Annotated in this window: 28 protein-coding genes; 22 read left to right on the top strand and 6 right to left on the bottom strand. The window is 61.1% G+C overall.

Annotated elements, in window-relative coordinates; all coding sequences use genetic code 11:
* The first annotated feature begins 23 nt into the window (after positions 1–23).
* On the top strand, positions 24–431 hold the full coding sequence (locus tag HB676_RS09560) for an SRPBCC domain-containing protein (RefSeq protein WP_213737541.1): 408 nt from the start codon (positions 24–26) through the stop codon (positions 429–431).
* A 53-nt stretch (positions 432–484) separates the two neighbouring features.
* Here HB676_RS09560 and HB676_RS09555 read toward each other — a convergent pair whose 3' ends face one another.
* A complete protein-coding gene (locus tag HB676_RS09555) occupies positions 485–1,456 on the bottom strand; it encodes an SDR family NAD(P)-dependent oxidoreductase (RefSeq protein WP_213737540.1) in 972 nt (323 codons plus the stop codon).
* Positions 1,457–1,596: 140 nt separating this feature from the next.
* Here HB676_RS09555 and HB676_RS09550 point away from each other — a divergent pair, with 140 nt between their 5' ends.
* The 3 genes from HB676_RS09550 (at position 1,597) to HB676_RS09540 (ending at position 5,354) form a co-directional block, all read left to right on the top strand.
* The gene (locus tag HB676_RS09550; protein WP_213737539.1) at positions 1,597–2,184 is read left to right on the top strand and encodes a TetR/AcrR family transcriptional regulator; all 588 of its coding nucleotides are present in this window, start codon (positions 1,597–1,599) and stop codon (positions 2,182–2,184) included.
* Positions 2,185–2,272: 88 nt separating this feature from the next.
* Entirely contained in the window at positions 2,273–2,623 is a 351-nt protein-coding gene (locus tag HB676_RS09545; RefSeq protein ID WP_213737538.1) for a Lin0512 family protein, read from the top strand.
* 358 nt (positions 2,624–2,981) lie between these two features.
* Positions 2,982–5,354: a DEAD/DEAH box helicase gene (locus HB676_RS09540; RefSeq protein WP_346347305.1), complete on the top strand. Its 2,373-nt coding sequence runs from the start codon at positions 2,982–2,984 to the stop codon at positions 5,352–5,354.
* A 98-nt stretch (positions 5,355–5,452) separates the two neighbouring features.
* Here HB676_RS09540 and HB676_RS09535 read toward each other — a convergent pair whose 3' ends face one another.
* The 4 genes from HB676_RS09535 to HB676_RS09520 all read right to left on the bottom strand — a co-directional run bounded on the left by HB676_RS09535 (position 5,453) and on the right by HB676_RS09520 (position 8,167).
* Complete coding sequence (locus HB676_RS09535) at positions 5,453–6,748, bottom strand: MFS transporter (protein ID WP_213737536.1); 1,296 nt, start codon at positions 6,746–6,748, stop codon at positions 5,453–5,455.
* Positions 6,745–7,086, bottom strand: coding sequence for a hypothetical protein (locus HB676_RS09530; protein ID WP_213737535.1), 342 nt, complete (start codon positions 7,084–7,086; stop codon positions 6,745–6,747). Before HB676_RS09530 ends, HB676_RS09535 begins: the two co-directional genes overlap by 4 nt.
* Positions 7,083–7,652 carry an isochorismatase family protein gene (locus HB676_RS09525; RefSeq protein WP_213737844.1) on the bottom strand — a complete coding sequence of 190 codons (570 nt, stop codon included), beginning with the start codon at positions 7,650–7,652 and terminating at the stop codon, positions 7,083–7,085. The genes HB676_RS09530 and HB676_RS09525 overlap by 4 nt, the downstream gene beginning before the upstream one ends.
* Before the next feature lie 80 nt (positions 7,653–7,732).
* On the bottom strand, positions 7,733–8,167 hold the full coding sequence (locus HB676_RS09520; RefSeq protein WP_213737534.1) for a MarR family transcriptional regulator: 435 nt from the start codon (positions 8,165–8,167) through the stop codon (positions 7,733–7,735).
* A 186-nt stretch (positions 8,168–8,353) separates the two neighbouring features.
* On the opposite strand from HB676_RS09520, the gene HB676_RS09515 reads away from it, so the two are divergent.
* The 3 genes from HB676_RS09515 to HB676_RS09505 all read left to right on the top strand — a co-directional run bounded on the left by HB676_RS09515 (position 8,354) and on the right by HB676_RS09505 (position 10,114).
* On the top strand, positions 8,354–9,058 hold the full coding sequence (locus HB676_RS09515) for a glutathione S-transferase N-terminal domain-containing protein (protein ID WP_213737533.1): 705 nt from the start codon (positions 8,354–8,356) through the stop codon (positions 9,056–9,058).
* A 122-nt stretch (positions 9,059–9,180) separates the two neighbouring features.
* The gene (locus HB676_RS09510) at positions 9,181–9,711 is read left to right on the top strand and encodes a 2'-5' RNA ligase family protein (protein ID WP_213737532.1); all 531 of its coding nucleotides are present in this window, start codon (positions 9,181–9,183) and stop codon (positions 9,709–9,711) included.
* A gap of 28 nt (positions 9,712–9,739) precedes the next feature.
* Complete coding sequence (locus HB676_RS09505) at positions 9,740–10,114, top strand: ArsC family reductase (protein ID WP_213737531.1); 375 nt, start codon at positions 9,740–9,742, stop codon at positions 10,112–10,114.
* A 10-nt stretch (positions 10,115–10,124) separates the two neighbouring features.
* Here HB676_RS09505 and HB676_RS09500 read toward each other — a convergent pair whose 3' ends face one another.
* Positions 10,125–10,757 (bottom strand): PAS domain-containing protein, encoded by a 633-nt coding sequence (locus HB676_RS09500; RefSeq protein WP_249780150.1) that lies wholly within the window; start codon positions 10,755–10,757, stop codon positions 10,125–10,127.
* A 399-nt stretch (positions 10,758–11,156) separates the two neighbouring features.
* On the opposite strand from HB676_RS09500, the gene HB676_RS09495 reads away from it, so the two are divergent.
* The 15 genes from HB676_RS09495 to HB676_RS09425 all read left to right on the top strand — a co-directional run bounded on the left by HB676_RS09495 (position 11,157) and on the right by HB676_RS09425 (position 23,948).
* On the top strand, positions 11,157–11,912 hold the full coding sequence (locus HB676_RS09495) for an ABC transporter ATP-binding protein (protein WP_213737529.1): 756 nt from the start codon (positions 11,157–11,159) through the stop codon (positions 11,910–11,912).
* Positions 11,905–12,660, top strand: a complete 756-nt coding sequence (locus HB676_RS09490) for an ABC transporter ATP-binding protein (protein WP_213737528.1) — start codon at positions 11,905–11,907, stop codon at positions 12,658–12,660. The genes HB676_RS09495 and HB676_RS09490 overlap by 8 nt, the downstream gene beginning before the upstream one ends.
* Positions 12,661–12,690: 30 nt before the next feature.
* Positions 12,691–13,911, top strand: coding sequence for an ABC transporter substrate-binding protein (locus HB676_RS09485; protein WP_213737527.1), 1,221 nt, complete (start codon positions 12,691–12,693; stop codon positions 13,909–13,911).
* 75 nt (positions 13,912–13,986) lie between these two features.
* Positions 13,987–14,850 carry a branched-chain amino acid ABC transporter permease gene (locus HB676_RS09480; protein ID WP_213737526.1) on the top strand — a complete coding sequence of 288 codons (864 nt, stop codon included), beginning with the start codon at positions 13,987–13,989 and terminating at the stop codon, positions 14,848–14,850.
* 1 nt (position 14,851) lies between these two features.
* Positions 14,852–15,820: a branched-chain amino acid ABC transporter permease gene (locus HB676_RS09475; protein WP_213737525.1), complete on the top strand. Its 969-nt coding sequence runs from the start codon at positions 14,852–14,854 to the stop codon at positions 15,818–15,820.
* Between the two features lie 183 nt (positions 15,821–16,003).
* Positions 16,004–16,648, top strand: a complete 645-nt coding sequence (locus HB676_RS09470) for a DUF47 domain-containing protein (protein WP_213737524.1) — start codon at positions 16,004–16,006, stop codon at positions 16,646–16,648.
* Positions 16,649–16,662: 14 nt separating this feature from the next.
* Positions 16,663–17,667, top strand: coding sequence for an inorganic phosphate transporter (locus tag HB676_RS09465; protein WP_213737523.1), 1,005 nt, complete (start codon positions 16,663–16,665; stop codon positions 17,665–17,667).
* A gap of 99 nt (positions 17,668–17,766) precedes the next feature.
* The gene (locus tag HB676_RS09460; RefSeq protein WP_213737843.1) at positions 17,767–19,386 is read left to right on the top strand and encodes a peptide chain release factor 3; all 1,620 of its coding nucleotides are present in this window, start codon (positions 17,767–17,769) and stop codon (positions 19,384–19,386) included.
* Positions 19,387–19,479: 93 nt separating this feature from the next.
* Positions 19,480–20,085 carry a hypothetical protein gene (locus tag HB676_RS09455; RefSeq protein WP_213737522.1) on the top strand — a complete coding sequence of 202 codons (606 nt, stop codon included), beginning with the start codon at positions 19,480–19,482 and terminating at the stop codon, positions 20,083–20,085.
* A gap of 95 nt (positions 20,086–20,180) precedes the next feature.
* Positions 20,181–20,459 (top strand): hypothetical protein, encoded by a 279-nt coding sequence (locus HB676_RS09450; RefSeq protein WP_213737521.1) that lies wholly within the window; start codon positions 20,181–20,183, stop codon positions 20,457–20,459.
* 188 nt (positions 20,460–20,647) lie between these two features.
* On the top strand, positions 20,648–20,956 hold the full coding sequence (locus tag HB676_RS09445; RefSeq protein ID WP_213737520.1) for an HdeA/HdeB family chaperone: 309 nt from the start codon (positions 20,648–20,650) through the stop codon (positions 20,954–20,956).
* Between the two features lie 128 nt (positions 20,957–21,084).
* Complete coding sequence (locus tag HB676_RS09440) at positions 21,085–21,669, top strand: NnrU family protein (protein WP_213737519.1); 585 nt, start codon at positions 21,085–21,087, stop codon at positions 21,667–21,669.
* Between the two features lie 2 nt (positions 21,670–21,671).
* Positions 21,672–22,496 (top strand): 3-methyl-2-oxobutanoate hydroxymethyltransferase, encoded by an 825-nt coding sequence (gene panB, locus HB676_RS09435; protein ID WP_213737518.1) that lies wholly within the window; start codon positions 21,672–21,674, stop codon positions 22,494–22,496.
* 205 nt (positions 22,497–22,701) lie between these two features.
* The gene (locus tag HB676_RS09430) at positions 22,702–23,355 is read left to right on the top strand and encodes a tetratricopeptide repeat protein (protein ID WP_213737517.1); all 654 of its coding nucleotides are present in this window, start codon (positions 22,702–22,704) and stop codon (positions 23,353–23,355) included.
* A 32-nt stretch (positions 23,356–23,387) separates the two neighbouring features.
* The gene (locus HB676_RS09425) at positions 23,388–23,948 is read left to right on the top strand and encodes a hypothetical protein (RefSeq protein ID WP_213737516.1); all 561 of its coding nucleotides are present in this window, start codon (positions 23,388–23,390) and stop codon (positions 23,946–23,948) included.
* The last annotated feature ends 45 nt before the right edge of the window (positions 23,949–23,993 follow it).

Here is a 23,993-nt window from a genome sequence, read left to right as displayed (position 1 = left end):
CGCGATCCACAAGGGAGTTAGCCATGAGCACTGTTGAGACCGAAAGCCGCTCCGTCATCATCGAGCGTGAGATGCCGCATCCGCCGGAAAAAATCTGGCGCGCGCTGACGCAGCCGCATCTGATCGAGGAGTGGCTGATGAAGGGCGACTTCAAGCCGGTCGTCGATCACCGTTTCAAGTTTACGGCGGATTGGGGTGCGGTCGATTGTCAGGTCATGGCGATCGAGCCGAACAAGACGCTGTCCTACACCTGGGCCGCCTATGGTCTCGAAAGTGTTGTCACCTGGACACTCACGCCGACGGGGAAGGGGACTCATCTGCGCATGGAGCAATCGGGCTTCCGGCCGGATCAGGAACAGGCCTATCAGGGCGCCAGGTTCGGCTGGCAGCAGTTTTTGGCCAAGCTGGAAGAGGTCACGGCGTGGGCGTGAACATGACCGCGCAGAAGCGGCGCCCGCCGATCGTGACGGGCGCCGTATTGGAGTTAGAACCGTTCGTTGACCATTGCCTCGCTCTTGGCCCACAGCGCCTTGGCGTGTTCGGGATCGAGTGCATAGCGGCGCACACCGCCGCGGATGCTGAGCGCGTCACCGCCTTCGACGATCTCGGCGACGTGGCAATCCTCGCAGTAACGGCCGCCGACATCTTCGGCCGCGGCAACCGCACCGGCCCACACGGACGTCGCCGCGCCCTGCGGGATGCTCTTCCACTCGAAAGCGGGCTGGCCGTTTTTCGCATTGGCGGCATTGAGTTGATCGACCAGCGCCTGCATCGCCTGCGGCGACATGTGGCGGCCGAGTTCGGTCTGGATGCCACCGGGATGCACGGCGGTCGCGCGCACGCCGCGGTCTTTGTGGCGGCGGTCGAATTCGACCGCGAACAGGATGTTGGCGGTCTTGGAGCGGCCATAGGCGAGGAATTCTTCGTAAGGCGTGCGTTCGAAGTTGGGATCTTCCAGATCGACATCGGAGAACCGGTGACCGGCGGAAGACAGATTCACGAGACGAGAGCCCGGCTTGAACAACGAGGCGATGCGGTTGACGAAGACAAAATGGCCGAGATGGTTGGTGCCGAACTGGGTTTCGAATCCGTCGCTGGTGGTGCCCTTGGGGCAAGCCATCACGCCGGCATTGGCGATCACGAGATCGAAAGGCTTGCCGACTTTGAGCAGCGCATCGGCGCAGGCGCGCACGCTCGCCAGCGAGGCGAGGTCGAGTTCGACCAGCTCAAGTCCGCCTTTGGGAGCGGCACCGGCGCGGACCTGTTCGGTTGCGGCGAACGCCTTGTTGAGATCGCGCGCGGCGCCGACCACCTGCGCGCCATGGGCGGCCAGTGTGCGGGCGGTTTCGACCCCGAGACCGGCCGAGACGCCGGTGACCAGGATACGTTTGCCGCTGAGATCAATGCCTTTGAGAACGTCGTCCGTGGTAGAGGTGGCGCCATAGGGTCCGGGCATGATGAAATCCTTTCAAGATTGCGCACCCGCCGCGATTGCGGCGGCTCCATCAGCCAGCTATATAAGCGGAGGATGGCTCCGATTATATACGGAGGGGTCCTCCGTTTATCAAGGGGGCGATCTCTGGAGGGTGGACGCGCATGAAGGCGGAGGCTGAAGGGCGTAAGCCGCGCGCGGATGCCTTGCGTAACCGGGAACGGCTGATCGATGTCGCCAAGCTGGCGTTCGCCGAGGTCGGCCCGAACGTCAGCCTGGAAGAGATCGCCCGTCGCGCCGAAGTGGGCATCGGCACGCTCTATCGGCATTTCCCGACGCGCGACGACATCATCGCGGCGGTCTATCGCCGCGAGGTCACGCAACTCGCCGACGCCGCCAAGCGCCTGCTCGATACGCGTCCGGCCGGAGATGCCCTGCACGAATGGCTGCGATTGTTCGTGGATTACATCGCCACCAAGAAGGTGATCGCGCCGGCGCTGGCGTCGATGGCCGGCGGCACATCCGCGCTTTATGAATCCTCCATCGATCTCATGAAGGGCGCCATCGCCGATCTGGTCGAGAGAGCGATCGCAGCCGGTGACATCCGGCCCGATGTCGAGCCGTTCGATCTGGTTCAGGCGTTGGGAAGCTTTGCGATGGGTGTCTCGACCAGTCCGGGCTGGGAAACGCGCACGCTGCGGCTGATCGATATCTTGATGGATGGTTTGCGTTCGGGATCATCCGGGCGCTGACGCTGCGGCGGGCCATGTGAATTGACTTGATCTGCACGACACAAATATCCAGTGATGAGTTCTTTGATCCAACGAAAGCAGGACTCCGATGGCACGTGTGCGTTGTTTCACCGAAATGGGCATGGGCGTTGATGTTCACGGCCGCGATGCCACCAAGGCGGCGAGGCGGGCGGTCTCGGACGCGATCCGCCATTCCAGCGTCGGGTTCTTTCGGATGGTCGGCAAGACCGCCAACGACATGTTCGTCGATGTCACGATCGGCGTGCCGGATCCGGGCTCAGTCGATACCGCGGCGGTGGCGAAAGAATTACCTTACGGCACGGTGACCGTGACCGCGGTCAAAGGCGGGCTGGAAGTTCCGGCCGAGACCGGCGGCGATGCCATCATCATTGCCAACGCGGCTGTGGTGGTCAGTCTCGATGATGGCAAGGGCGGGTAGGGGCATTCAGGCGATCAAGGAGTTTGTTTCCATGAACCGATTTTCCAAACCACTGCCGGCATCCGCCGCGCTATGCCTTGTTGCATCCCTCTCGCCGGTTCATGCGCATGCGCGAGGTAAATGAGAGCAGGGCGCGGCGAGCGTCTTCGAAATCCTGCGGTTAAATCGCTTTGCCCCGTCATAATCGCTAACCGCTTTGTGGAATTTCCACTGGTATCTTAAAATCCAGTTGGATGATTGTGCTTTTTGTACGGAATGAACTTCGATGAAATCCAGGCGCCGAAATCTGAATGCCGCGGCCAAGCCGAACCAGGAAGCTAAGCTTTCGCGCATCCATGCGCCGGCCGATCTATCGCCCGTGGACTGGCAACGCGGCTTGCGCCGCCAGTTTGGCCGCGAGCAGGATTTCGGGCTTGAAAATCTAACCAGCGAACCGTTTTTCTCTGAATTTCGAGTCAGCAATCCGGTTTCGAAATCCAGTTATCGCGTAGTGATTCGAGGCTTGGGGCCGGGTGGCAATTTCTGTTCATGCCCGGATTATGCGACCAGCGAATTGGATACCTGCAAGCACATCGAATTCACGCTTGGCCGTCTGGAGAAAAAGCGCGGCGCCAGCGCGGCCTTTGTGCGCGGCTATCAGCCTGCGTTTTCCGAGCTGTATTTGCGCAACGACGGCAAACGCCGAGTGCATTTTCGCGCCGGAACGGATTGCCCACCAGCGCTGAGGGAGGCTGCCGCCGGTTTATTCGACGCTGAGCATAACGGGATGCTACCCGATGAGCGCTTCGGCGAGTTGGAACGTTTTATGACGATCGCGTCGAAGTCCGGTCATGAAATGCGCGCCTATGACGATGCCCTTGATTTCGTCGCGGGAAGGCGGGATGCGGACCGTCGGGCCGCGAAGCTTGCGCAATTGTTTCCACGCGGCGCTGCCGATCGCAAGCTGCAGGCGCTTCTGAAGGCGCCGCTCTATCCCTATCAGGCCGAGGGCGCGCTGTTCGCGGTGCGGATCGGCCGGGCGCTGATCGGCGATGATATGGGACTGGGCAAGACCATACAGGCAATTGCCGCGGCAGAAATACTGGCACGGAATTTTGGCGTCTCGAAAGTGCTGGTGATCTGCCCGACCTCGCTCAAATACCAGTGGCAAAGCGAGATTACGCGTTTCTCGGGGCGACAAGGTGAAAATGCGGCGCGCGTCATCAACGGTGGCCGGCCGCGGCGGCAGAAGGACTACGCCCTGGACGACTTCTGCAAGATCACAAACTACGAAAAAATCCAGCCCGACCTCGATCTGATCGCAGCTTGGGCGCCGGAACTGGTGATTGTCGATGAAGCGCAACGGGTGAAAAACTGGAATACCATCGCTGCGCGCGCCTTGAAACGCATCGATAGCTCCTATGCGATAGTGCTTACCGGCACGCCTCTGGAAAACAAGCTGGAAGAACTGGTCTCCATCGTCCAGTTTGTCGATCAGCATCGGCTGGGGCCGACCTGGAAACTGCTACACGAACATCAGGTCAAGGACGAAGCCGGGCGAGTCACTGGCTATACCGGGCTGGAGAAGATCGGCCAAACACTGGCGCCGGTCATGATCCGCCGGCGCAAATCCGAGGTGCTGCGGCAACTGCCCAACCGGACCGACCAGAACCTTCTCGTGCCGATGACCGAGATGCAAATGCGTTATCACCAGGAAAACGCCGATGAGGTGGCGAAAATCGTCCAGCGCTGGCGCAAGACCAAGTTTTTGTCGGACAAGGATCAGCGGAGGCTGATGATTGCCCTGCAGAACATGAGGATGTCATGCAACAGCACCTATCTGCTGGACCAGGAAACCGACCACGGGGTCAAAGCCGACGAGTTGGCGGCGCTGTTCGACGAATTGTTCGCCGAGCCGGAGGCCAAAGCGGTGGTATTTTCGCAATGGATGCGGACCCATGACATCGTTATCCGACGCCTCGAAGCGCGCGGCCTGGGCTATGTCAGCTTCCACGGCGGGTTGCCTTCTGAAAAACGTCCGGCGCTGGTTGAGCGGTTTCGGGACGACCCCACCTGCCGCGTGTTTCTTTCCACCGATGCTGGTAGCACGGGGCTAAATCTGCAGCACGCTTCGACGCTGGTGAACATGGATTTGCCGTGGAACCCGGCGATTCTCGAACAGCGCATCGCGCGCATCCATCGCATGGGCCAGAAGCGGCCGGTGCAGGTCATCAATTTCGTGGCGAAAGGCACCATAGAGGAAGGCATGCTTTCGGTGCTGGCGTTCAAGCGCTCCTTATCGGCAGGAATCCTCGACGGCGGCAGCGGGGAGGTTTCGCTTGGTGGCTCGCGTCTCAACCGCTTTATGAAGGACGTCGAAAACGTCACCGGGCGTATCGGAGTGGGCGAGGCCGTGGCACCGGCTGAGGAAGTAAGGAATATCGTCACCACCAATGACGCCGGATCCTTGGAAGACATAAGCGCGGAAGTGAACGCCGCCGCTGGAACGCCGGCGGTCGTGCCGGTCGATGGTTCCGATCCGTGGCAGGCCTTGGCGCACATCGGCGCGCAGTTTATCGGCGCTCTGGCGGCCGCCAACGATCCCAACGCTCCGGCGCATCCGTGGATCGAGCGCGATCCGGTGAGCGGCACGCAAAGCCTCAAAATGCCGCTGCCACCGCCGGAAACCGCGAGACAAATTGCCAACGCGCTTTCCGCGCTCGCCGATGGCTTGCGGGGCAAGATCGCGTGACGGCGGCCGGCAGCTAGTGATCCATCGCGATCGCTCGGGCTGAATGCAAACGGGATCGGAGTGCGACCCAGTGTCCGTTCATCCTTGCTAACATGTCCTTAGGCCCGGGCGTGCTGGCTAGATTGATAGGCTTCGATCGCAGGCTCGTCGTCGACGCTGATGTGAAGACGCCCGGCGTCGAAGCTCATCCTGAGGTGACGGTACTTGCGCAGGTAATGCAGGCCGACGATCGCGGCGGCAAAACCGGCGGCCGCGCCAACGCCGAGCGACCAGCGCGGTCCAAAACGGTCGGCGATCCAGCCGACGATCGGCGCACCGATCGGGGTGCAGCCGAGTGCGATCGCAAGCCGTATCGCCATCACGCGTCCGCGCATGGCGGGCTCGGTGGAGAGCTGCATCAGGCTGTTGGTCGAGTTGGAGAACGTCAGGGCCGATACGCCGATCATCACGAGTGCCATGCCGAACAGCCAGGCGTTGGGCGCCAGCGCGGCCAGCGTGCAGCCAAGTCCGAAGATGGCGCAACCGACCATCAGAAGCGTGAAGTGAGGTTTCTCCCGCCCGGCCGCGAGCAGCGCACCAACGATGGTCCCGACCGCCATCACCGAGGTCAGAAGTCCATATTGGCTCGCGCCGGCATGAAACACCTTGACCGACATGGTCGAGATGAAAATCTGGAAGTTGAGTCCGAACGTTCCGATCAGGAACAGCATCAGCACAATGGCCTTGAGATCCGGACGTTTCCAGACGTAGCGAAAGCCTTCGACCAAACTGCCGCGCGTTCGTATCGCCCGGTCCTGGACATGAAGCTCGTTGACGCGAAGCAACGCCAGCGAACAGAGCACCGCGACAAAGGAAGCAGCGTTGATCAGGAATACCCAGCCCGAACCGACCGATGCGATCAGGGTGCCCGCGATGGCCGGACCGATCATCCGCGCGGCGTTGAACGATGTGGAATTCAACGCCACGGCGTTCGACAGGTCGGCTTCCCCGACCAGTTCGGCGACAAAGGTGTGGCGCGCCGGCGAGTCGAAGGCCGTGACGCAGCCGAGCGCAAACGCAAACATGTAGACATGCCACAATTGAACGAGCCCGGTGATGGTGAGAATGCCAAGTCCGAAGGCCAAGATGCCCATCGCCGCCTGTGTGCCGATCAGAAGCCTTCGCCGGTTGAAATGATCCGCCGCAAAACCGGTGAGGGGCAGCATCAGCAGATGCGGCCCAAACTGCAGCGCCATCAATACGCCCATTGCGGTCGCGTTGTTATCGGTCAATTGGGTGAGGACCAGCCAGCCCTGGGCGATACGCTGCATCCAGGTTCCCACATTGGAAACCAGCGCGCCGCCGGCCCACACCCGATAATTGAAACCGCGCAGCGAGCGGAATGTGCGTTTCACCTAGCCTCCCTCGATTGGTCGGGAGCGTTGCCGCCGTGAAAGCGCCCAAAGAGGCGCGCCGTGATCAGCGCCAGGACAACAATGCCCAGCCCCAACGCCGTCACATGCTCGGTCGATCGCGCGTCAAATTCTCCGACGCGACTGATCAGAAGGTAGCTGATGACGAGGTTGAACGAACCCCAGAGCACATTGACTGATGACGACGACAAGCCTTCGCCGGGCGGATTCGCAAACGGGCTTTGAAACGGCCGTCCCATCACGCCGCTGACAAAATGTGGAATGGCGTTGGTGAGAAAGGCGCCACCGAAGAAATAGGACAGATCGTGAAGCCACGTCATTGTCCGGCACTCCCATGATCGAGAAGGTCGATGATCTGTTTCGTCGTGCCGGTTTCGCCCAGCCGCGGGAAAACATGTGCGATGCTGTAGTCGTGCGCCGCGGGGCGCAGATCGGTCATGGCGTCGATCGCGAGGGTGACGTTGAAACCCTGCTCGTAAGCCTGGCGTGCGGTCGATTCGACGCCGGTCGCGGTGGCCACGCCGGCGATCACCACCTGCGTAACATCGAGGGCCTTCAGTTGGTGTTCGAGGTCCGTGCTCGCGAACGCGCCCCACGTCCGTTTGGTCACGACGATGTCGCCCGGCTGCCGGTTGATCTCGGGAATGAGGTCAGTCCATCCGGCGGGGAATGGTGTGCTCCGGCGCGGCTGTTCGGTGCGGCCCGGCGCGCCGCCATCGACATTGACAAGCACGACGGGCAGGCCGCGGCGGCGGAATGCATCGGCGAGGGCGCTGGCGTTTTTGATGACATCGCCGATCGGGTGCACCGTTGGCAACGAGACGATGCCTTGTTGCAGGTCGATCACAACAAGCGCGGTCTTTGGGTCAATGAGGGAAACGGTCACGAGGCTCGCTTTCGTATGATTGAACGGCGGTGCGTTGGTGTGCTGCGGCGGCTGAACGATATCGGTGGCGGAGGGCGCCATCAGGATTCCGCCAGCCGCTTGATCAGCGCGGCAGCCGCGACCAGCGTTCGTTGTTCAGCCGGGTCTAGTTTTGTCATCGCGGCCAGCAGCCATTCCCGTTTGGCGAGCGTGCGCTGTCGCCGCGCCTCGGTCCCGTGGAGTGTCAGTTCAAACAGGATTTGGCGTCCGTCGGTTGGATGAGGCTTGCGCTGGACCAGTTTGGCTTGCTCGAGATCGGCCAGCGTGGTGCCCATCGATTGCGGCTTCACGAATTCCGCGCGGGCGAGATCCGCCGTCGTCATGGGGCCCGTCCTGTCGAGCCGGGCGAGGACCGCAAGCTGCGACCAGGTCAGTTCATTCGGGTTCGCTTCCGTCCGCAGCCGGCGGACTAGCTGCCCGATGGCGAGCGAAAGTTCGGCAACCACGGGTTCAGGCGAGACAGGATCATCGGTCATAAATCCCTTTGTAGGGATCGACAGTCAAACTTACAAGTAAAACTGTTAAGTTTGCCTGTTCAAATTCTGTTGATCAAGGCCCTTTTCAACTTGGGAAATGGTCTCGCTTTTCAAGACTTGCCTTGGCGAAGATAAAAGGCCTGATCACTGCGCAAACAAAAACAATCATTTCAGCGAGCATTATGAATGTCAGACCTGTCCGAGTTTCCGATCACCAAGCGCTGGCCGGCGCAACATCCCGACCGCCTCCAGCTCTACTCGCTGCCGACGCCGAACGGCGTCAAAGTCTCGATCATGCTGGAGGAGATCGGGTTGCCGTATGAGCCGCACACGATCAATATCCTCAAGAATGAGACCTTCACGCCGGAGTATTTGTCGCTCAACCCGAACGGCAAGATCCCGGCCATCATCGATCCCAACGGACCCGGTGGCGCGCCGCTCGGCTTGTTCGAGTCCGGTGCGATCCTGCAATACCTCGCCGAGAAGACCGGAAAGCTTCTGCCAAGCGATCCGGCGCTGCGTTATCAGACCATCCAGTGGGTGTATTTCCAGATGTCGTCGATCGGGCCGATGTTCGGTCAGGTCGGCTTCTTCCATAAATTTGCCGGCAAGGAGATCGCCGACAAGCGCCCGCTGGAGCGCTACGTCAATGAATCGAAACGCCTGCTCGGCGTGCTGGACACGCGCCTGACCGGGCGGCCATGGATCATGGGCGACGACTACACCATCGCCGACATTGCCTCATTAGGGTGGGTCCGCAACCTGAACGGCTTCTACGGCGCGGGCGAGCTTGTCGGGTTCGATACGTTCAAGCAGGTCGGGTCCTGGCTGGAACGGGGCCTGGCGCGGCCCGCGGTGCAACGGGGACTGGAGATTCCGCCGCGGCCGTGAGGGGACCTGTAAGCTTCCGGATTTGCAAATTCGGATCGGTATGAACTTTACATCCTTGTTTGTTCCTGTTTTGTTCTGATAAGATTACCCGCCCGTCAGCGGGCCCTTGTCAGTGGCGGGTCATGTCGATCTTTCTCGCGTTAGTTCCAGACGCCGGACCAGCGAAACGCATCTATGGCGTGGCCAAGGCAATCAAACGCGCACGTCACTTCGAGGGCAATCTCACCGCGATGAATCGACTGCACGTGACGCTATTTTTTCTCAATGAAGATGAAAGCGATGCGCGCGACTACATCATCGGGAAGACGAATGAGGCTGCGCGCAACATATGCATGCCGCCGTTCGAGGTTTCGTTCGACCGCACCGCGAGCTTCCGCGGCAGTCCGGGCCATCATCCCTTCGTCCTGCTTGGCGGCGACGGATTGGGCCGGCTGAAACTGCTTCGGCAAGCGCTTGGCGTGCAACTGGCGAGAAACGGACTGAAGCATCTGGTGAAGCGGGATTTCAATCCGCCTGTCACGCTTTTATACGCCGAGCGCGAGGTGGAAGAGCAGCCGATCGAGCTGATCTGCTGGACAGTGGACGGGTTCGTACTCATCCACAGCGACCATGGGCACAGGTACCTTGCGCGGTGGCCGCTCCGTGTAGAATAAAAGGACAATTGCGGAAGGGGAGACCACCGTGCCCGTCACCATCTACGGCATCAAGAACTGCGACACCATGAAGAAAGCCCGCACTTGGCTGGACAGCCACGGCGTGGCTTACGTCTTTCATGACTACAAGACCGAGGGCATCGCCAAGGACAAGCTCAAGCAGTGGAGCGATGAACTCGGCTGGGAAACCCTGCTCAACCGTGCGGGCACCACCTTTCGCAAACTGCCCGATAGCGACAAGGAAGGCTTGAACGAACGCAAGGCGCTCGCGCTGATGCTGGCACAGCCCTCGATGATCAAGCGGCCGGTGCTCGATCTCGGCGGCAAATTGCTGGTTGGATTCAAGCCGGAGATTTATGCCAAGGAAGTCGCGCCGTCAGGTGCCCGGCGGGCCAAGAGCTAGATCGGTTCAGCTAGATCAATTCGACGATGCTGTCGAAAGGCTCGTCGCTGAATTCGATCACGTCACCGACGGCGATGCGGCCGGGTGGGCGGTGAAACAGATCGCGATCGATCACGGCCCGCAGCTTTGCGGTTGGCAGGCTGTCATTGCCCCGCATCAAATTCCTGATCTCGAAATTGCCGTCTTCAGAGATGGTTTTCAGCGACGCGATGACATGCGTGACATTGCCGCGGTCCGAGAACGGCAGCAGCAGGCGCTCATAGGCCACCACGCGTCCATAGCTGTCGTCGACGTTGGAGATCGTATAGACGGGAAGGGCGCGTCTCAGGCACTCGTAATAGACCGGCATCACCAGCGGCTCCAATCTGGAGCCGAGATATTCCTCGAGACGTTTGCCCTTGCCGGTGTGGCCGTAGGCGCTCGACATCCGCGAGCCGTCGCTCTGGATGATCAGACGCGGCGGCTGCGTTTTCTGGACGGTGAAAAACACCATGTCCGGAAGTTCTTCCTCGATTCGTGACGGTTCGTATTCCGCGACCTGCGGCAACAATTGCTCGCGGGCATATAGTCGCAGCCACGTGTTCAGGAGATCACGCTGTTTGATCGATTTAACGATCGTCGCGTTGGCGCTTTCAAATTCCAAAGTCGCAAATTCCAGGGTTGCAATTCGATTTCGGCATAAACAACCAACCATCGACGGCCCGGGCAAATTTTTAATGAAGGCCTGAAATTGCATCCAAACAGCGTTAATGGCTGCTTTCGGGATGATGTGACCGGCCTTTCGACAAGCGCCTGGCGGGACCGGCCGAACGTTCCTTCCTGATCACATGCGCTATTCGACTAAAGGCCGAAACCGGGCCGATACCGGCGCCTGAGTTGCCCAGCTTTCCACCTTGCGCAAGGAGGGCCGTTGACGGCATATTCCGCCCCGGAGGCGGCCGGTCCACGACGAATTCCAAGACGTCGGGGAGAACCTGCCGGTTAGAAAAAATCAGCCACCCGCGATGGGGCGTCGCGGTGATGGCGGATGGGGGAAATTTGATTGGCCGATGAGTTCATTCTCGAAACCCACGGATTGACCAAGGAATTCGCGGGTTTTTTTGCCGTTCGCGACGTCGATCTTCGGGTCCGCCGCGGCAGTATTCATGCATTGATCGGTCCGAACGGGGCAGGCAAGACCACCTGCTTCAATCTTCTGACCAAGTTCCTGAAGCCGTCAGCGGGCCGCATTCTTTACAAGGGGCAGGATATCACGGCGCTGGCGCCGGCAGATGTCGCGCGTCTCGGCCTGGTGCGCTCGTTCCAGATTTCAGCGGTATTTCCGCATCTGACCGCGCTTGAGAATGTGCGGGTCGCGCTGCAGCGCCAGCACGGGCACTCCTTCGACTTCTGGCGTTCCAAAACGGTGCTCGACCGCTTCAACAATCGCGCGCATGAACTGCTCGACGATGTCGGTCTCAGCGAATTTGCCAAGACGCCCGCGGTCGAGATGCCTTACGGTCGCAAACGCGCGCTCGAAATTGCAACCACGCTGGCGCTCGACCCGGAAATGATGCTGCTCGATGAGCCGATGGCCGGCATGGGGCATGAAGACATCGACAAGATCGCCGCGCTGATCAAGCGCATCTCGGCGAAATACACCATCCTGATGGTCGAACATAATCTGAGCGTGGTGGCGAACCTTTCCGACATCATCACCGTGCTGACGCGCGGTCATGTGCTGGCGGAAGGCAATTATGCCGACCTGACCAAGGACGAGCGCGTCAAGGAAGCCTATCTGGGGGCCGGGCATGGTTGATTTGAAAACGGCCAGTGCCGCCACGACAAATTCCATGTCGGCATCCGGCGCGCCGGTGCTGTCGGTCAAGAATCTCGAAGCGTGGTACGGCGAATCCCACATCCTGCATGGCATCAATTTCGATGTGAATGCCGGCGAAGTCGTCACTTTGCTGGGACGCAACGGCGCCGGCAAGACCACGACGCTGAAATCGGTGATGGGGATCATCGGCAAGCGCACCGGCGCGATCCGTTTCGACGGCCAGGATATCATCCGCGCTTCGTCGGACAAGATCGCGCGGTTGGGTATCGCGTTCTGTCCGGAGGAGCGAGGGATTTTCGCCAGTCTCGACGTTCGCGAAAACCTGCTGTTGCCGCCGGTGGTGCGCCCAGGCGGCCTGTCGCTGGATCAGATCTTCGAACTGTTTCCCAACCTCAAGGAGCGGCTGAACAGCCAGGGCACCAAATTGTCCGGCGGCGAGCAGCAGATGCTGGCGATCGGGCGAATCCTGCGCACCGGCGCGCGGTTCCTGATGCTGGACGAGCCGACCGAAGGTCTCGCACCTGTCATCATCCAGCAGATCGGCCACACCATTGCGCGCCTCAAGAAAGAAGGTTTCACCATCCTTCTGGTTGAGCAGAATTTCCGGTTCGCCGCGACCGTGGCGGACCGCTACTACATCGTCGAACACGGCAAGATCATCGACGGCTTCGCCAATGCGGAGCTACAAGCCAATATGGACAAACTGCATACCTATCTCGGCGTCTGACAGCCGGAAGGAATAACAGAGGGAACCGATATGAAAACCAGAATTGCCGCATTATTGCTCGGCACCGCGCTGAGCTTCGCGGCTGCAAATACTGCCTTCGCACAGGACAAGACCATCAAGATCGGCGCACTGTCCGATCAATCCGGCCTCTACGCCGATCTCGGCGGCCCCGGCTCGACGCTGGCGGCCCAGATGGCGGTCGAGGATTCCGGCATGGTTGCGAAGGGCTGGAAGATCGACATCATCTCCGGCGACCATCAGAACAAGCCCGACATCGGTGTAAACGTCGCGCGCCAGTGGTTCGACGTCGACAAGGTCGACGTCATCGTTGACGTTCCCAATTCCGGTGTCGCGCTGGCGGTGAGCAATCTGGTGAAGGAAAAGAACGGGGTATTTCTCGACTCCGGCGCGGGCACCTCGGATTTGACCAATGCGCAGTGCACGCCGAATACCATTCACTGGACCTACGATACTTATACCCTGGCGCACGGCACGGGTTCGGCGCTGGCCAAGGGCGGCGGTGATTCCTGGTTCTTTCTGACGGCGGATTACGCCTTCGGAGCTGCGCTCGAACGCGATACCACCAGCGCCGTGCAGGCGGCCGGCGGCAAAATACTTGGCGGCGTCAAGCATCCGCTCAACACCGCGGATTTTTCGTCGTTCCTGTTGCAGGCACAGGCGTCGAAAGCCAAGGTTATCGGCTTGGCGAATGCCGGCGGCGACACCACCAACAGCATCAAGCAGGCGGCTGAGTTCGGCATTGTCAGCGGCGGCCAGAAACTTGCTGCGTTGCTGCTGTTCATTACCGACGTTCATTCGCTCGGTCTCGCCACCGCGCAGGGACTTAGCTTCACGGAAACGTTCTACTGGGATGCGAACGATCAGAGCCGAGCGTTCGCGAAGCGTTTTCAGGAGCGCATGAAGAACAAGGGCATGCCGACCATGGTGCATGCCGGGGTCTATTCAAGCCTGCTGCATTACTTCAAGGCGCTTGAAGCGCTCGGCGGCAATCCGCACGATGGCGCCAAGATTGTCGCCAAGATGAAGGAATTGCCGACCGACGATCAGTTGTTCGGCAAGGGCAGCATTCAGCCGAACGGCCGCAAAATCCATCCGGCCTATTTGTTCGAGGTCAAGAAACCCTCGGAATCCAAGATGCCCTGGGATTATTACAAGCTGGTTGCCACCATCCCAACCGAGGAAGCCTTCACGCCGCTGGACAAAAGCACTTGTCCGCTGCTGAAGAAGTAACCGCGACCCGCCGGCCTTGCGCCGGCGGGTTTTAATCTGCGTGACAACGGGATTGAGCGCGAAAGATCGATCGATATGCAAGCTCTCTACGCACAGCTCCTGGTGGGATTGATCAACGGTTCGTTCTACGCGCTGCTCAGTCTTGGGCTCGCCGTGATCTTCGGGATGCTCAACATCATTAATTTCGCGCACGGCGCGCTCTATATGATGGGGGCGTTCTGCGCCTACTTCCTGCTCAACATCGCCGGGATCGGATACTGGCCCGCGCTGATCGTCGCGCCCATTGTGGTCGGCATTTTCGGCATGATCCTGGAGCGGACCATGCTGAAATGGCTGTCCGGCCTAGATCATCTCTACGGGCTGTTGCTGACCTTCGGATTGGCGCTGATCATCCAGGGCGTGTTTCAGAATTATTTCGGCTCCTCGGGCCTGCCTTACGCCATTCCCGATGAACTCAAGGGCGGCATGAATCTCGGCTTCATGTTCCTGCCGATCTACCGCGGCTGGGTCGTGATCTTCTCGTTGATCGTGTGCCTGCTCACCTGGTACCTGATCGAGCGAACGAGATTAGGCGCCAATCTGCGCGCCGCCACCGAAAATCCGACACTGGTGCGGGCCTTCGGCATCAACGTGCCGCGCATGATCACGCTGACCTATGGGCTCGGCGTCGGGCTTGCGGCGCTGGCCGGGGTATTGTCGGCGCCGATCAACCAGGTGCGCCCGCTGATGGGCGCCGACCTGATCATCGTCGTGTTCGCGGTGGTCGTGATCGGCGGCATGGGCTCGATCATGGGATCGATCATTACCGGATTTGCGCTCGGCGTGATCGAGGGACTGACCAAATACTTTTATCCGGAGGCCTCCAACACCGTGGTATTCGTGCTGATGGTGCTGGTGCTGCTGGTGAAGCCTTCGGGACTGACGGGACGGACGACCTGACATGACAGCTTTGACCGACGATACCCTGCCGGTAACCGGGCGCACCATCCGCGACGAGATGATCGCGTTCGGCGTCATGACCGCGTTGTTGCTGATCGTGCCGTTCACCGGGCTCTATCCGTTCTTCGTGATGCAGGCGCTGTGTTTTGCGCTGCTCGCCTGCGCCTTCAACCTGTTGATCGGCTACGGCGGATTGCTGTCGTTCGGTCACGCGATGTTTCTCGGTACCGCGGGCTATGTCACCGCACATGCGCTGAAGGTCTGGGGTCTGACGCCTGAGCTCGGCATTCTCGTGGGCACTGCGGCGGCCGCCGGGCTTGGCATCGTCACCGGGCTGGTCGCGGTCCGCCGTCAGGGCATCTATTTCGCGATGATCACGCTGGCGCTGTCGCAGCTCTTGTTTTTCATCTATGTGCAGACGCCGTTCACCCATGGCGAAGACGGCATCCAGGGCGTCCCGCAGGGCTATCTGTTCGGGGTCTTCAACCTCGCCAAGTCCACAGTGCTGTATTACGTCATCGTCGCGGGCTTCCTGCTCGGGTTCCTGATCATCTTTCGTACCATCAACTCGCCGTTCGGCGAGGTGTTGAAATCGATCCGGGAAAACGAGCAGCGGGCGATCTCGCTCGGCTACAAGACCGACCAGTACAAGCTGCTCGCCTATATCCTGTCGGGAACACTGGCGGGATTTGCCGGCTCGTTGAAGGTGTTCGTCGCGCAGAACGCCTCACTGACCGACGTGTACTGGACAATGTCCGGTGAAATCGTGCTGATGACGCTGGTCGGCGGTCTGGGCACGGTGTTTGGACCTGTGGTCGGCGCTTTTGTGATCATCGCCATGCAGCAATATCTGGCTGGATTCGGCCAGTGGGTGACGGTGATCCAGGGCGTGATCTTCGTGGTCTGCGTGCTGACGTTCCGTCGCGGCGTGATCGGCGAAATCGCGCATTATTTCCGGCGCTCGCTTTAGAAGCCGAATACGCGCCGATTACGCTCTGGAACGGACGAAATCCAGAGCCGTTCCTGCCTCCACAAAGCAGTGGATGAACCGGTCCCCCTGACCGCGCCCCACGCGCTTTCCCGAAAAATGCTCTATGACAGTTTTATGACAGATGGCTTTTAGCCAGTCTTTTCCGCGATATGGACCTAACAAATGCTGCGCTGGTTTCGTTATTTTTTGCCCAGGGAAGAGCGGTTTTTCGAGCTGTTCGCCCGGCACTCCCAGACGGTGGTGCAGGGGGCGCTGGCGCTGCAGGGCATGCTGCGCGGCGGCGATGAAACACCGATATTCTGTCAGCGCGTCAACCAATTCGAGAACGATGCCGACAACGTCACCCGCGAAGTGCTGACCGCGGTGCGCCGGACTTTTATTACGCCGTTCGACCGCGTCGACATCAAGAACCTGATCACGTCGATGGATGACGCCATCGACCAGATGCAGCAAACCGCCAAGGCGGTCATCCTGTTCGAGGTGCGGACCTTTGAGCCGCCGATGCGCGAAATCGGAACGCTCTTGGTCGAATGTGCCAATCTGGTCGGCCGCGCGCTGCCTCTGCTGCAATCGATCGGCAACAATGTCGCGATGCTGACCGCGATTACCGAGGAACTGACCAAGCTGGAGGGCCGGGTCGACGATCTCCACGACATCGGCCTCAAGGAGCTATTCCTCAAGCACCGCGACGCCAATGCGATGGATTTCATCGTTGGCGCGGAAATCTACGATCATCTGGAGAAGGTCGCCGACCGGTTCGACGACGTCGCGAACGAGATCAATAGCATCGTCATCGAACAGGTATAGGGCAGGGCTGCGCAGTGGATGCCACGCTTGGTCTTCCCGTTCTGGTCGGATTGATAGCGGTCGCGCTATTGTTCGACTTCCTCAACGGATTGCATGACGCCGCCAATTCGATCGCGACCATCGTCTCGACGAGGGTGTTGCGGCCGCAATATGCGGTACTGTGGGCGGCGTTCTTCAATTTCGTCGCCTTTCTGGTGTTCGGCCTCAACGTTGCGCAGACCATCGGCACCGGGATCATCGACCCCGCCATCATCGATGTGCAGGTGATCTTCGCCGCTTTGATCGGCGCCATCGTCTGGAACCTGATTACCTGGGCGCTGGGCATTCCATCCTCCAGCTCGCACGCCTTGATCGGGGGACTGGTCGGGGGCGGCATGGCCAAGGCCGGGTTGTCGGCGGCGGTCTGGAGTGGACTGACCAAGACGCTGCTCGCGATCGTGCTGTCGCCATTGGTCGGATTTCTTTTCGCGCTGGTGCTGGTTGCGATCGTGTCCTGGGCCTCGGCGCGCTCGACACCTTTCGCGGTCGACCGTGCCTTTCGCATCCTGCAATTCGCCTCGGCCTCGCTGTATTCGCTGGGGCATGGCGGCAACGATGCGCAAAAGACCATGGGCATCATCGCGGTGCTGCTGTTCTCGCAGGGCCAGCTCGGCGAACATTTTTTCGTGCCGTTTTGGGTAGTGCTGGCCTGCCAGGCCGCGATGGCGATGGGCACGCTGATGGGCGGCTGGCGCATTGTCCGCACCATGGGCCTGCGGATCACCAAACTGACGCCGATGCAGGGATTTTGCGCCGAGACTGGCGGCGCCGCGACGCTGTTCATCGCGACCTGGCTCGGGGTTCCCGTCTCGACCACGCATACCATCACCGGCGCGATCGTCGGCGTCGGCGCCGCGCGGCGGGTCTCGGCGGTACGCTGGAACGTCGCCAGTTCGATCGTCTATGCCTGGGTGATCACGATCCCGGCCTCGGCCGGCGTCGCGGCGCTGGCCTATTGGGCGGTGCTGTTGCTGCACTAGCCGGACATCCCCTCGATTGGAGTTTGGCTTGGCAATTCTTATATGAAGTTGCGCCGATCCTCCTTGATCCGGCCCGGTTTCCCTGCCATGGCCTCACTGATGTCCGACCTCGCACTATCGACCGAATCGCCGTCCCGCTCGCCGCTCGCCGCTGAAGTCGCGCGGCGCCGGACCTTTGCGATCATCTCGCATCCTGACGCCGGCAAGACCACGCTGACCGAAAAGCTGCTGCTGTTTGGTGGCGCCATCAATCTGGCCGGGCAGGTCAAGGCCAAGGGCGAGCGCCGCAATACCCGTTCCGACTGGATGAAGATCGAGCGCGAGCGCGGCATTTCGGTCGTGACCTCGGTCATGACATTCGAATTCGAAGGTCAGGTGTTCAACCTTCTGGACACGCCGGGCCACGAAGACTTTTCCGAGGACACCTATCGCACGCTGACGGCGGTCGACTCCGCGGTCATGGTGATCGACGCCGCCAAGGGCATCGAGGCGCGGACCCGCAAGCTGTTCGAGGTTTGTCGTCTGCGCGACATTCCCATCATCACCTTCATCAACAAGATGGACCGCGAGAGCCGCGACACGTTCGATCTGCTGGACGAGATCGAAAAGACGCTGGCGCTCGACACCACGCCGATGACCTGGCCGGTCGGCCGCGGCCGCGATTTCCTCGGCACCTACGATATCGCCACCGGCGGCGTGCGCCTGCTCGAAGGCGGCGGCGCCAAGACCGGCGCGGCGCAACAGATCGACATCGCCGATCTCGCCGGCCGCAACGCCAATCTCGATGTCGGCGCGATCAAGGAAGAGCTGGCGCTGGTTTCGGAAGCGTGCAAGCCGTTCGAACTCGACGCGTTTCGCGAGGGCCATCTGACACCGGTCTATTTCGGCAGCGCGCTGCGTAATTTCGGCGTCGGCGATCTGCTCGAAGGGCTCGGCCGTTATGCGCCGCCGCCGCGCGCGCAGGACAGCAATCTGCGCAAGGTCGAAGCATCGGAGCCGCGCATGAGCGCCTTCGTCTTCAAGATCCAGGCCAATATGGATCCGAACCACCGCGACCGCATCGCCTTTGCGCGGCTGTGCTCGGGCAAGCTCACCCGCGGCATGAAGGCCAAGCTGGTGCGCACCGGCAAGAACATGTCGCTGTCGAGTCCGCAGTTCTTTTTCGCACAGGATCGTGCGCTGGCCGATGAAGCCTTTGCCGGTGATGTCGTTGGCATTCCCAATCACGGCACGCTGCGGATCGGCGACACCCTGACCGAAGGCGAGGACCTCACTTTTGTGGGCGTGCCGAGCTTCGCGCCGGAAATCGTGCGCCGGGTGCGGCTCACCGACGCGATGAAAGCCAAGAAGCTCAAGGAAGCCCTGCAGCAGATGTCGGAAGAGGGCGTGGTGCAGGTGTTCCGCCCGCGCGACGGCGCGCCGGCGCTGGTCGGCGTGGTCGGCCCATTGCAGCTTGACGTGCTCAAGGCGCGGCTCGACGCCGAATATTCGCTGCCGGTGGAATTCGAGGTTTCGGAATTTCAACTGGCGCGCTGGATTTCGTCCGATGATCGCAAGAAGCTCGATACGTTCGTGGCGGCTAACAGCTCCGGCGTCGCTGACGACGTCGACGGCGATCCGGTGTTTCTGGCCAAGAACGAATTCTATCTCGGCTACACCAAGGAACGCGCCGAAGGCATCGTGTTTTCCAGCGTCAAGGACGTGAAGAAGAAGGCGTGAACGCGCGCGGATGTGAACGCTGCCGGGCTTGATACCAGCCGCTGATCGCCTCACTTTACAAGCTAGGTCGTATCGCCACCGAGGGCTCGTATCATGCTGCGTCGCATCGGGTTCGGTCTCATCGTCATCGCTGCATTGATCGCGGGAAACGCCAGCGCGCGGCATCGCCATCAAATCAATCCGGTCCCGTTTTCGCATTCGCCCTGCAGCGTGCTGGATGGGCGGCCGTGCACGCCGACCTTCTGCAGCGTTTTCAATCACGGGCCGTGTATTCCCGACATTGATTATCCCTACGGCGAGAACCTGCAGCTTACGATCCAGACCGTGCCCTCTCAGGATGACGCGCCTAAATATCAGAAGCCCGACCACGATCTCGACAGCATCGGCGACCTGTTTGCGCAATTGCGCTCCTGCTGGACACCGCCGCAGGCTGACTCCGCGAAGGAGGGCATGCAGATGACGGTACGCTTCAGCTTCAAGCGTTCCGGCAACATGATCGGCCCCCCGCGCATCACCTTTGCCACCGCGGGCGCGCCGATGGATGTGCGCAATACCTATCTCAAGGCGATCAACGCCTCGCTCGACGCCTGCGTGCCACTGAAATTCACCGACAGCCTCGGCGGCGCACTCGCCGGCCGCCCGATCGCGATCCGCTACGTCGATAACCGCGAGCTGGACAAGAAGTCCGCGACGCCGTGAAACCCGCGGGAAGCTCTGTAGAAACCGTTTCCCGGGGAACCAGCCGCGTCTGCGGTTGTTGTGATTTGATATAATCAAATTCCCGGGAGGACATAATGTACAAATTAGCTGCCGCGTTATTGCTGCTGTCCACTTCCGCCTTCGCTCAAAACAAGGGTGCAGACCCCGCGGCGCTTAAGAGCTGTCCCCCGATCGGCCAAACTGCGAAAGGCGAGTTGATCTATTCGCTCGAGTGTAAGGCAATCACGACTGATTCCACGGTTGGCGAGTACAAGCCCGATATGGCCGATACCAATTTGAAGAATACGGTGGTCCCGAAGTCTGGCGGAACGCAGACGCCCGAAGCAACGCCGACCAAAGGCGAGACCCGATAATACGAGAAACCCGATGTGCGATACACATCGGAGGATCTCGATATTGCCTTGTGAACTTCATCCCAATCCCAATCCGTCGCTCGATAGCAACGACCCGACTTGCAACGCCGGGTCGTCGCGCTAGGATGAGCGAAACGGCGCAAATTTCCGCGTCTCCGGACAAAACCGGGCAACGGGAGAGAAATGCCATGAAGTTCGTGATCGCACTTTGCTGCGCCGCCATGCTCGTCACCTGCGAGGGGGCATCAGCGGCAACGCCGGCGGTGCAGGCGGTAGACTTTTCGACGATGAGCTGTGAGCAGTTCTGGCAGAGAACCCCGGCATCCGATCGCGGTCCATTCCTGTTCTGGTTGAGCGGCTATTTCGGACACCAGAAAAATTCCTCCGTCCTCGACCCGGCGAACTTCACCGAGAAGACCAAGGCGCTGTCCGACTATTGCGCCAGGCAGCCTAATGACAATGTTCTCTCCGCCGCCGGCAAGGCGTTTGCCGATTAGGGCGGTTTCAAGCGAAGTGGATAAGGCGCCAGGCGGACAGGACTGATCTGTGCTTTTGGCGCATTGCAGTCCGCGCCCCTAAAGTGGTACCCGATCCCTCCAAAGTCGGCCCTGCAATGGAGGACATCTTGGGACTGCTCGTGATGATCCTGGGCCTGGTGCTGTTTCTCGGCATCCACACGCTGCCGGCGCAGCGCGATCGGCGCGCGCGCGTGGTCGCGGCGATGGGCGAGGGCGGCTACAAGATCTTCTATGCCCTGGTGTCGCTGGCGGGCCTCGCGCTGATCATCTGGGGCTTTGCCCATTATCGCAAGTTCGGCTGGATCGACGTCTGGTATCCGCCGAAGGCGCTCAAGCACATCACCGTGGCGCTGATGCTGCCGGCCGTGATTCTGGTGGTGGCAGCCTTCATTCGCGGGCGTATCTACAGCACGCTGAAGCATCCGATGCTCGCGGGGATCAAGTTGTGGGCGGCGGCGCATCTGCTCGCCAATGGCGATCTCGGGTCGATCATCCTGTTCGGCTCGTTCCTGGGCTGGGCGGTATTCGACCGGATCTCGCTCAAGCACCGGGCCGACACCGGTGCGCCTTCCATTCCGGTCGGAGGTCCCGGCAACGACATGATTGCGGTGGTCGTCGGGTTGATCGCCTATCTGGCGCTGGCCTTTGCGTTTCATCCCGTCGTGATCGGCGTTCCCGTCGTAGGAGCTTAAACATGTCAGTTCAGTCCACGATCAAGCGCAAGACCGCGCCTGACATCCGCGCCCGCAAGAATGCCGAGCCGATCGTAATGCTGACCTCGTATCACGCGCATACCGCGGCCCTGGTCGATCGCTATTGCGACGTGATTCTGGTCGGCGATTCCCTGGGCAACGTCATGCACGGCTTCGAGACCACGGTGCCGGTAACGCTCGATATGATGATCCTGCAGGGCCATGCCGTGATGCGCGGCTCGCAGCAGGCGCTGGTCGTGGTCGACATGCCCTTCGGGTCCTATGAAGCCTCCAAGGAGCAGGCGTTTCACTCGGCGGTACGGATCCTGAAGGAAACCCTTTGCGGCGCGGTGAAGCTCGAAGGCGGCGAGCGGATGGCGGAGACCATCGCGTTTCTCAGCGATCGCGGCATTCCCGTGATGGGTCACATCGGTCTGACGCCGCAGTCGATCAACACGCTCGGCTCGTTTCGCGCCCAGGGCCGCGAGGAGGGCAGTTGGGAGCCGATCGAGAACGACGCGCGCGCGGTCGCGCAGGCCGGTGCGTTCTCGGTGGTGGTCGAGGCGATCGCCGAACCGCTCGCCCGCAAGATCACCGAGACCATCGACATTCCCACCATCGGCATCGGCGCCAGCGCCGCCTGCGATGGTCAGGTCCTGGTGCTCGAGGATATGCTGGGGCTGTCACCGCGGGCGCCGAAATTCGTCCGCCGCTACGGCAATCTCGGCCCGATGATCGAGGCCGCGATCGAGGGTTATGCGACCGACGTGCGCTCGCGGGCTTTCCCGGGGCCGGAACATGTCTACGGGATGAAGGCCAAGGGCTGAAAAGCCGATAGAGAGGGGCCGCGAGGGCGGGGGCAGGCGACGGCTGGAACCGGTTCCGGGGGGCCGGCCGATCGTTAACGCTTTGATAGGCCCGGCTTTGCCTTGCCAGCGCCATATCGCTAGGGTATCGCCGCCGCCACGCGGGGATCAGGTTTGGGGCAAAGCCTTGTTTTGGGGCGGCCTATCGGGGACGGGATATCTTTAAGTGTCTGAATTATTTGATGAAGTAGACGAGGACGTCCGCCGCGACCAGCTCAAGCAGATCTGGGACCGGTATTCGATCTTTATCGTCGCCGGCGCGCTGCTGATCGTGGCTGCGGTCGGCGGCTGGCGCGGCTATGAATATCTGCAAATGCAGAAGGCGGTCGAGACCGGCAAGGCTTTCGACGCCGCTGTCGAACTCGCCGACCAGGCCAAGCACGCCGAGGCCGAAGCGGCGTTCGGCAAGCTGGCGGCAACAGCGCCCGCGGGCTACCGCATGCTGGCGCGGCTGCGCGAAGCGGCTGAAGTCGGCAGCCGGGATCCGCAGGCGGCGGTCAAGATGTACGACGATATTTCGGTCGATCGCAGCATCGGCGCGGTAGAGCAGGATCTGGCCAAGGTTCGCGCCGGCGGTTTGCTGCTGGAAACCGCGACCTATCCCACCATGCTCCAGCGCCTTGAGGCTTCGACGACGCCGACGGCGACCTTTCGCCATAGCGCACGGGAATTGCTGGCGCTGTCGGCCTGGCGCGCCAACGACAATGCGGCGGCGCGCAAATGGCTGGATTTGATTGCCAATGACGGCGAGACGCCGTCGGGCCTGCGTTCGCGCGCCGAAGCGCTGCAGGCCTTGCTTCCGCCGGTCGCGAAGAGCTGACGGCGAACAACGAGTTGAATGAGAAGTCGACCATGCGCCGCTCGCAACGTCTGATCGCTGCTGCTGTCCTCATCGCGCTCACAGGCGCGCTGGCCGGCTGCTCTGGCGGTGGCATCTCCAGCTTCGATCCAAGCGATATGCTGGATTTCCTCGACACCAAGAAAAAGCTGGCGGGCGAACGCAAGCCGGTATTCCCCGAGGGCGTGCCGGGCCTGGAACAGGGCGTGCCGAAGAGCCTCTACAAGGGCGCGTCGCAGCAGGAGATCGATCAGCAGAACGCCGCCGCGGCCGCTGCGCCGCCGCCACAACAGCCGCCGGAAAAGCCCAAGCGCGGCGCCAAAGCCAAGAAACCGCCGGCTGCTGATACGGCAGCGGACCCCGCCGCAGCCCCCGCTGGCGGGACCGAGGAAGATGCGGCCGCAGCCGCACCGCCCGCACCGAAACCCAAGAAAATCGTCCGCCAGCGCACCACCGCGCCGCCGCCTGATCAGCCGACCGCGCAATCTGCCCCCGCCGGGCAGCCTGCGCAGCCGACGCAACAATCCGCCGCGCCGTTCCCCGCGCCACTGCCAGGCGGTACCTTCACGCGTTAATTTCAGCCTCTCGTCTCTTTGACCCGCGCGTTGTAAAGAACATTC

It is taken from the genome of Bradyrhizobium sp. dw_411 (genome assembly GCF_018449695.1).
Taxonomy (GTDB): Bacteria; Pseudomonadota; Alphaproteobacteria; order Rhizobiales; family Xanthobacteraceae; genus Bradyrhizobium.
Note: the sequence above shows the minus strand (reverse complement) of the source record. Positions and strands in the feature narration are given on the sequence as shown.

What these genes read in the sequence shown, in the direction of transcription:
- HB676_RS09560 (WP_213737541.1), top strand. Translation starts at nt 24, where the DNA reads ATGAGCACTGTTGAGACCGAAAGCCGCTCCGTCATCATCGAGCGTGAG.
- HB676_RS09555 (WP_213737540.1), bottom strand. Translation starts at nt 1,456, where the DNA reads ATGCCCGGACCCTATGGCGCCACCTCTACCACGGACGACGTTCTCAAA.
- HB676_RS09550 (WP_213737539.1), top strand. Translation starts at nt 1,597, where the DNA reads ATGAAGGCGGAGGCTGAAGGGCGTAAGCCGCGCGCGGATGCCTTGCGT.
- HB676_RS09545 (WP_213737538.1), top strand. Translation starts at nt 2,273, where the DNA reads ATGGCACGTGTGCGTTGTTTCACCGAAATGGGCATGGGCGTTGATGTT.
- HB676_RS09530 (WP_213737535.1), bottom strand. Translation starts at nt 7,086, where the DNA reads ATGACGTGGCTTCACGATCTGTCCTATTTCTTCGGTGGCGCCTTTCTC.
- HB676_RS09520 (WP_213737534.1), bottom strand. Translation starts at nt 8,167, where the DNA reads ATGACCGATGATCCTGTCTCGCCTGAACCCGTGGTTGCCGAACTTTCG.
- HB676_RS09515 (WP_213737533.1), top strand. Translation starts at nt 8,354, where the DNA reads ATGTCAGACCTGTCCGAGTTTCCGATCACCAAGCGCTGGCCGGCGCAA.
- HB676_RS09510 (WP_213737532.1), top strand. Translation starts at nt 9,181, where the DNA reads ATGTCGATCTTTCTCGCGTTAGTTCCAGACGCCGGACCAGCGAAACGC.
- HB676_RS09490 (WP_213737528.1), top strand. Translation starts at nt 11,905, where the DNA reads ATGGTTGATTTGAAAACGGCCAGTGCCGCCACGACAAATTCCATGTCG.
- HB676_RS09485 (WP_213737527.1), top strand. Translation starts at nt 12,691, where the DNA reads ATGAAAACCAGAATTGCCGCATTATTGCTCGGCACCGCGCTGAGCTTC.
- HB676_RS09480 (WP_213737526.1), top strand. Translation starts at nt 13,987, where the DNA reads ATGCAAGCTCTCTACGCACAGCTCCTGGTGGGATTGATCAACGGTTCG.
- HB676_RS09475 (WP_213737525.1), top strand. Translation starts at nt 14,852, where the DNA reads ATGACAGCTTTGACCGACGATACCCTGCCGGTAACCGGGCGCACCATC.
- HB676_RS09470 (WP_213737524.1), top strand. Translation starts at nt 16,004, where the DNA reads ATGCTGCGCTGGTTTCGTTATTTTTTGCCCAGGGAAGAGCGGTTTTTC.
- HB676_RS09460 (WP_213737843.1), top strand. Translation starts at nt 17,767, where the DNA reads ATGTCCGACCTCGCACTATCGACCGAATCGCCGTCCCGCTCGCCGCTC.
- HB676_RS09455 (WP_213737522.1), top strand. Translation starts at nt 19,480, where the DNA reads ATGCTGCGTCGCATCGGGTTCGGTCTCATCGTCATCGCTGCATTGATC.
- HB676_RS09450 (WP_213737521.1), top strand. Translation starts at nt 20,181, where the DNA reads ATGTACAAATTAGCTGCCGCGTTATTGCTGCTGTCCACTTCCGCCTTC.
- HB676_RS09445 (WP_213737520.1), top strand. Translation starts at nt 20,648, where the DNA reads ATGAAGTTCGTGATCGCACTTTGCTGCGCCGCCATGCTCGTCACCTGC.
- panB (WP_213737518.1), top strand. Translation starts at nt 21,672, where the DNA reads ATGTCAGTTCAGTCCACGATCAAGCGCAAGACCGCGCCTGACATCCGC.
- HB676_RS09425 (WP_213737516.1), top strand. Translation starts at nt 23,388, where the DNA reads ATGCGCCGCTCGCAACGTCTGATCGCTGCTGCTGTCCTCATCGCGCTC.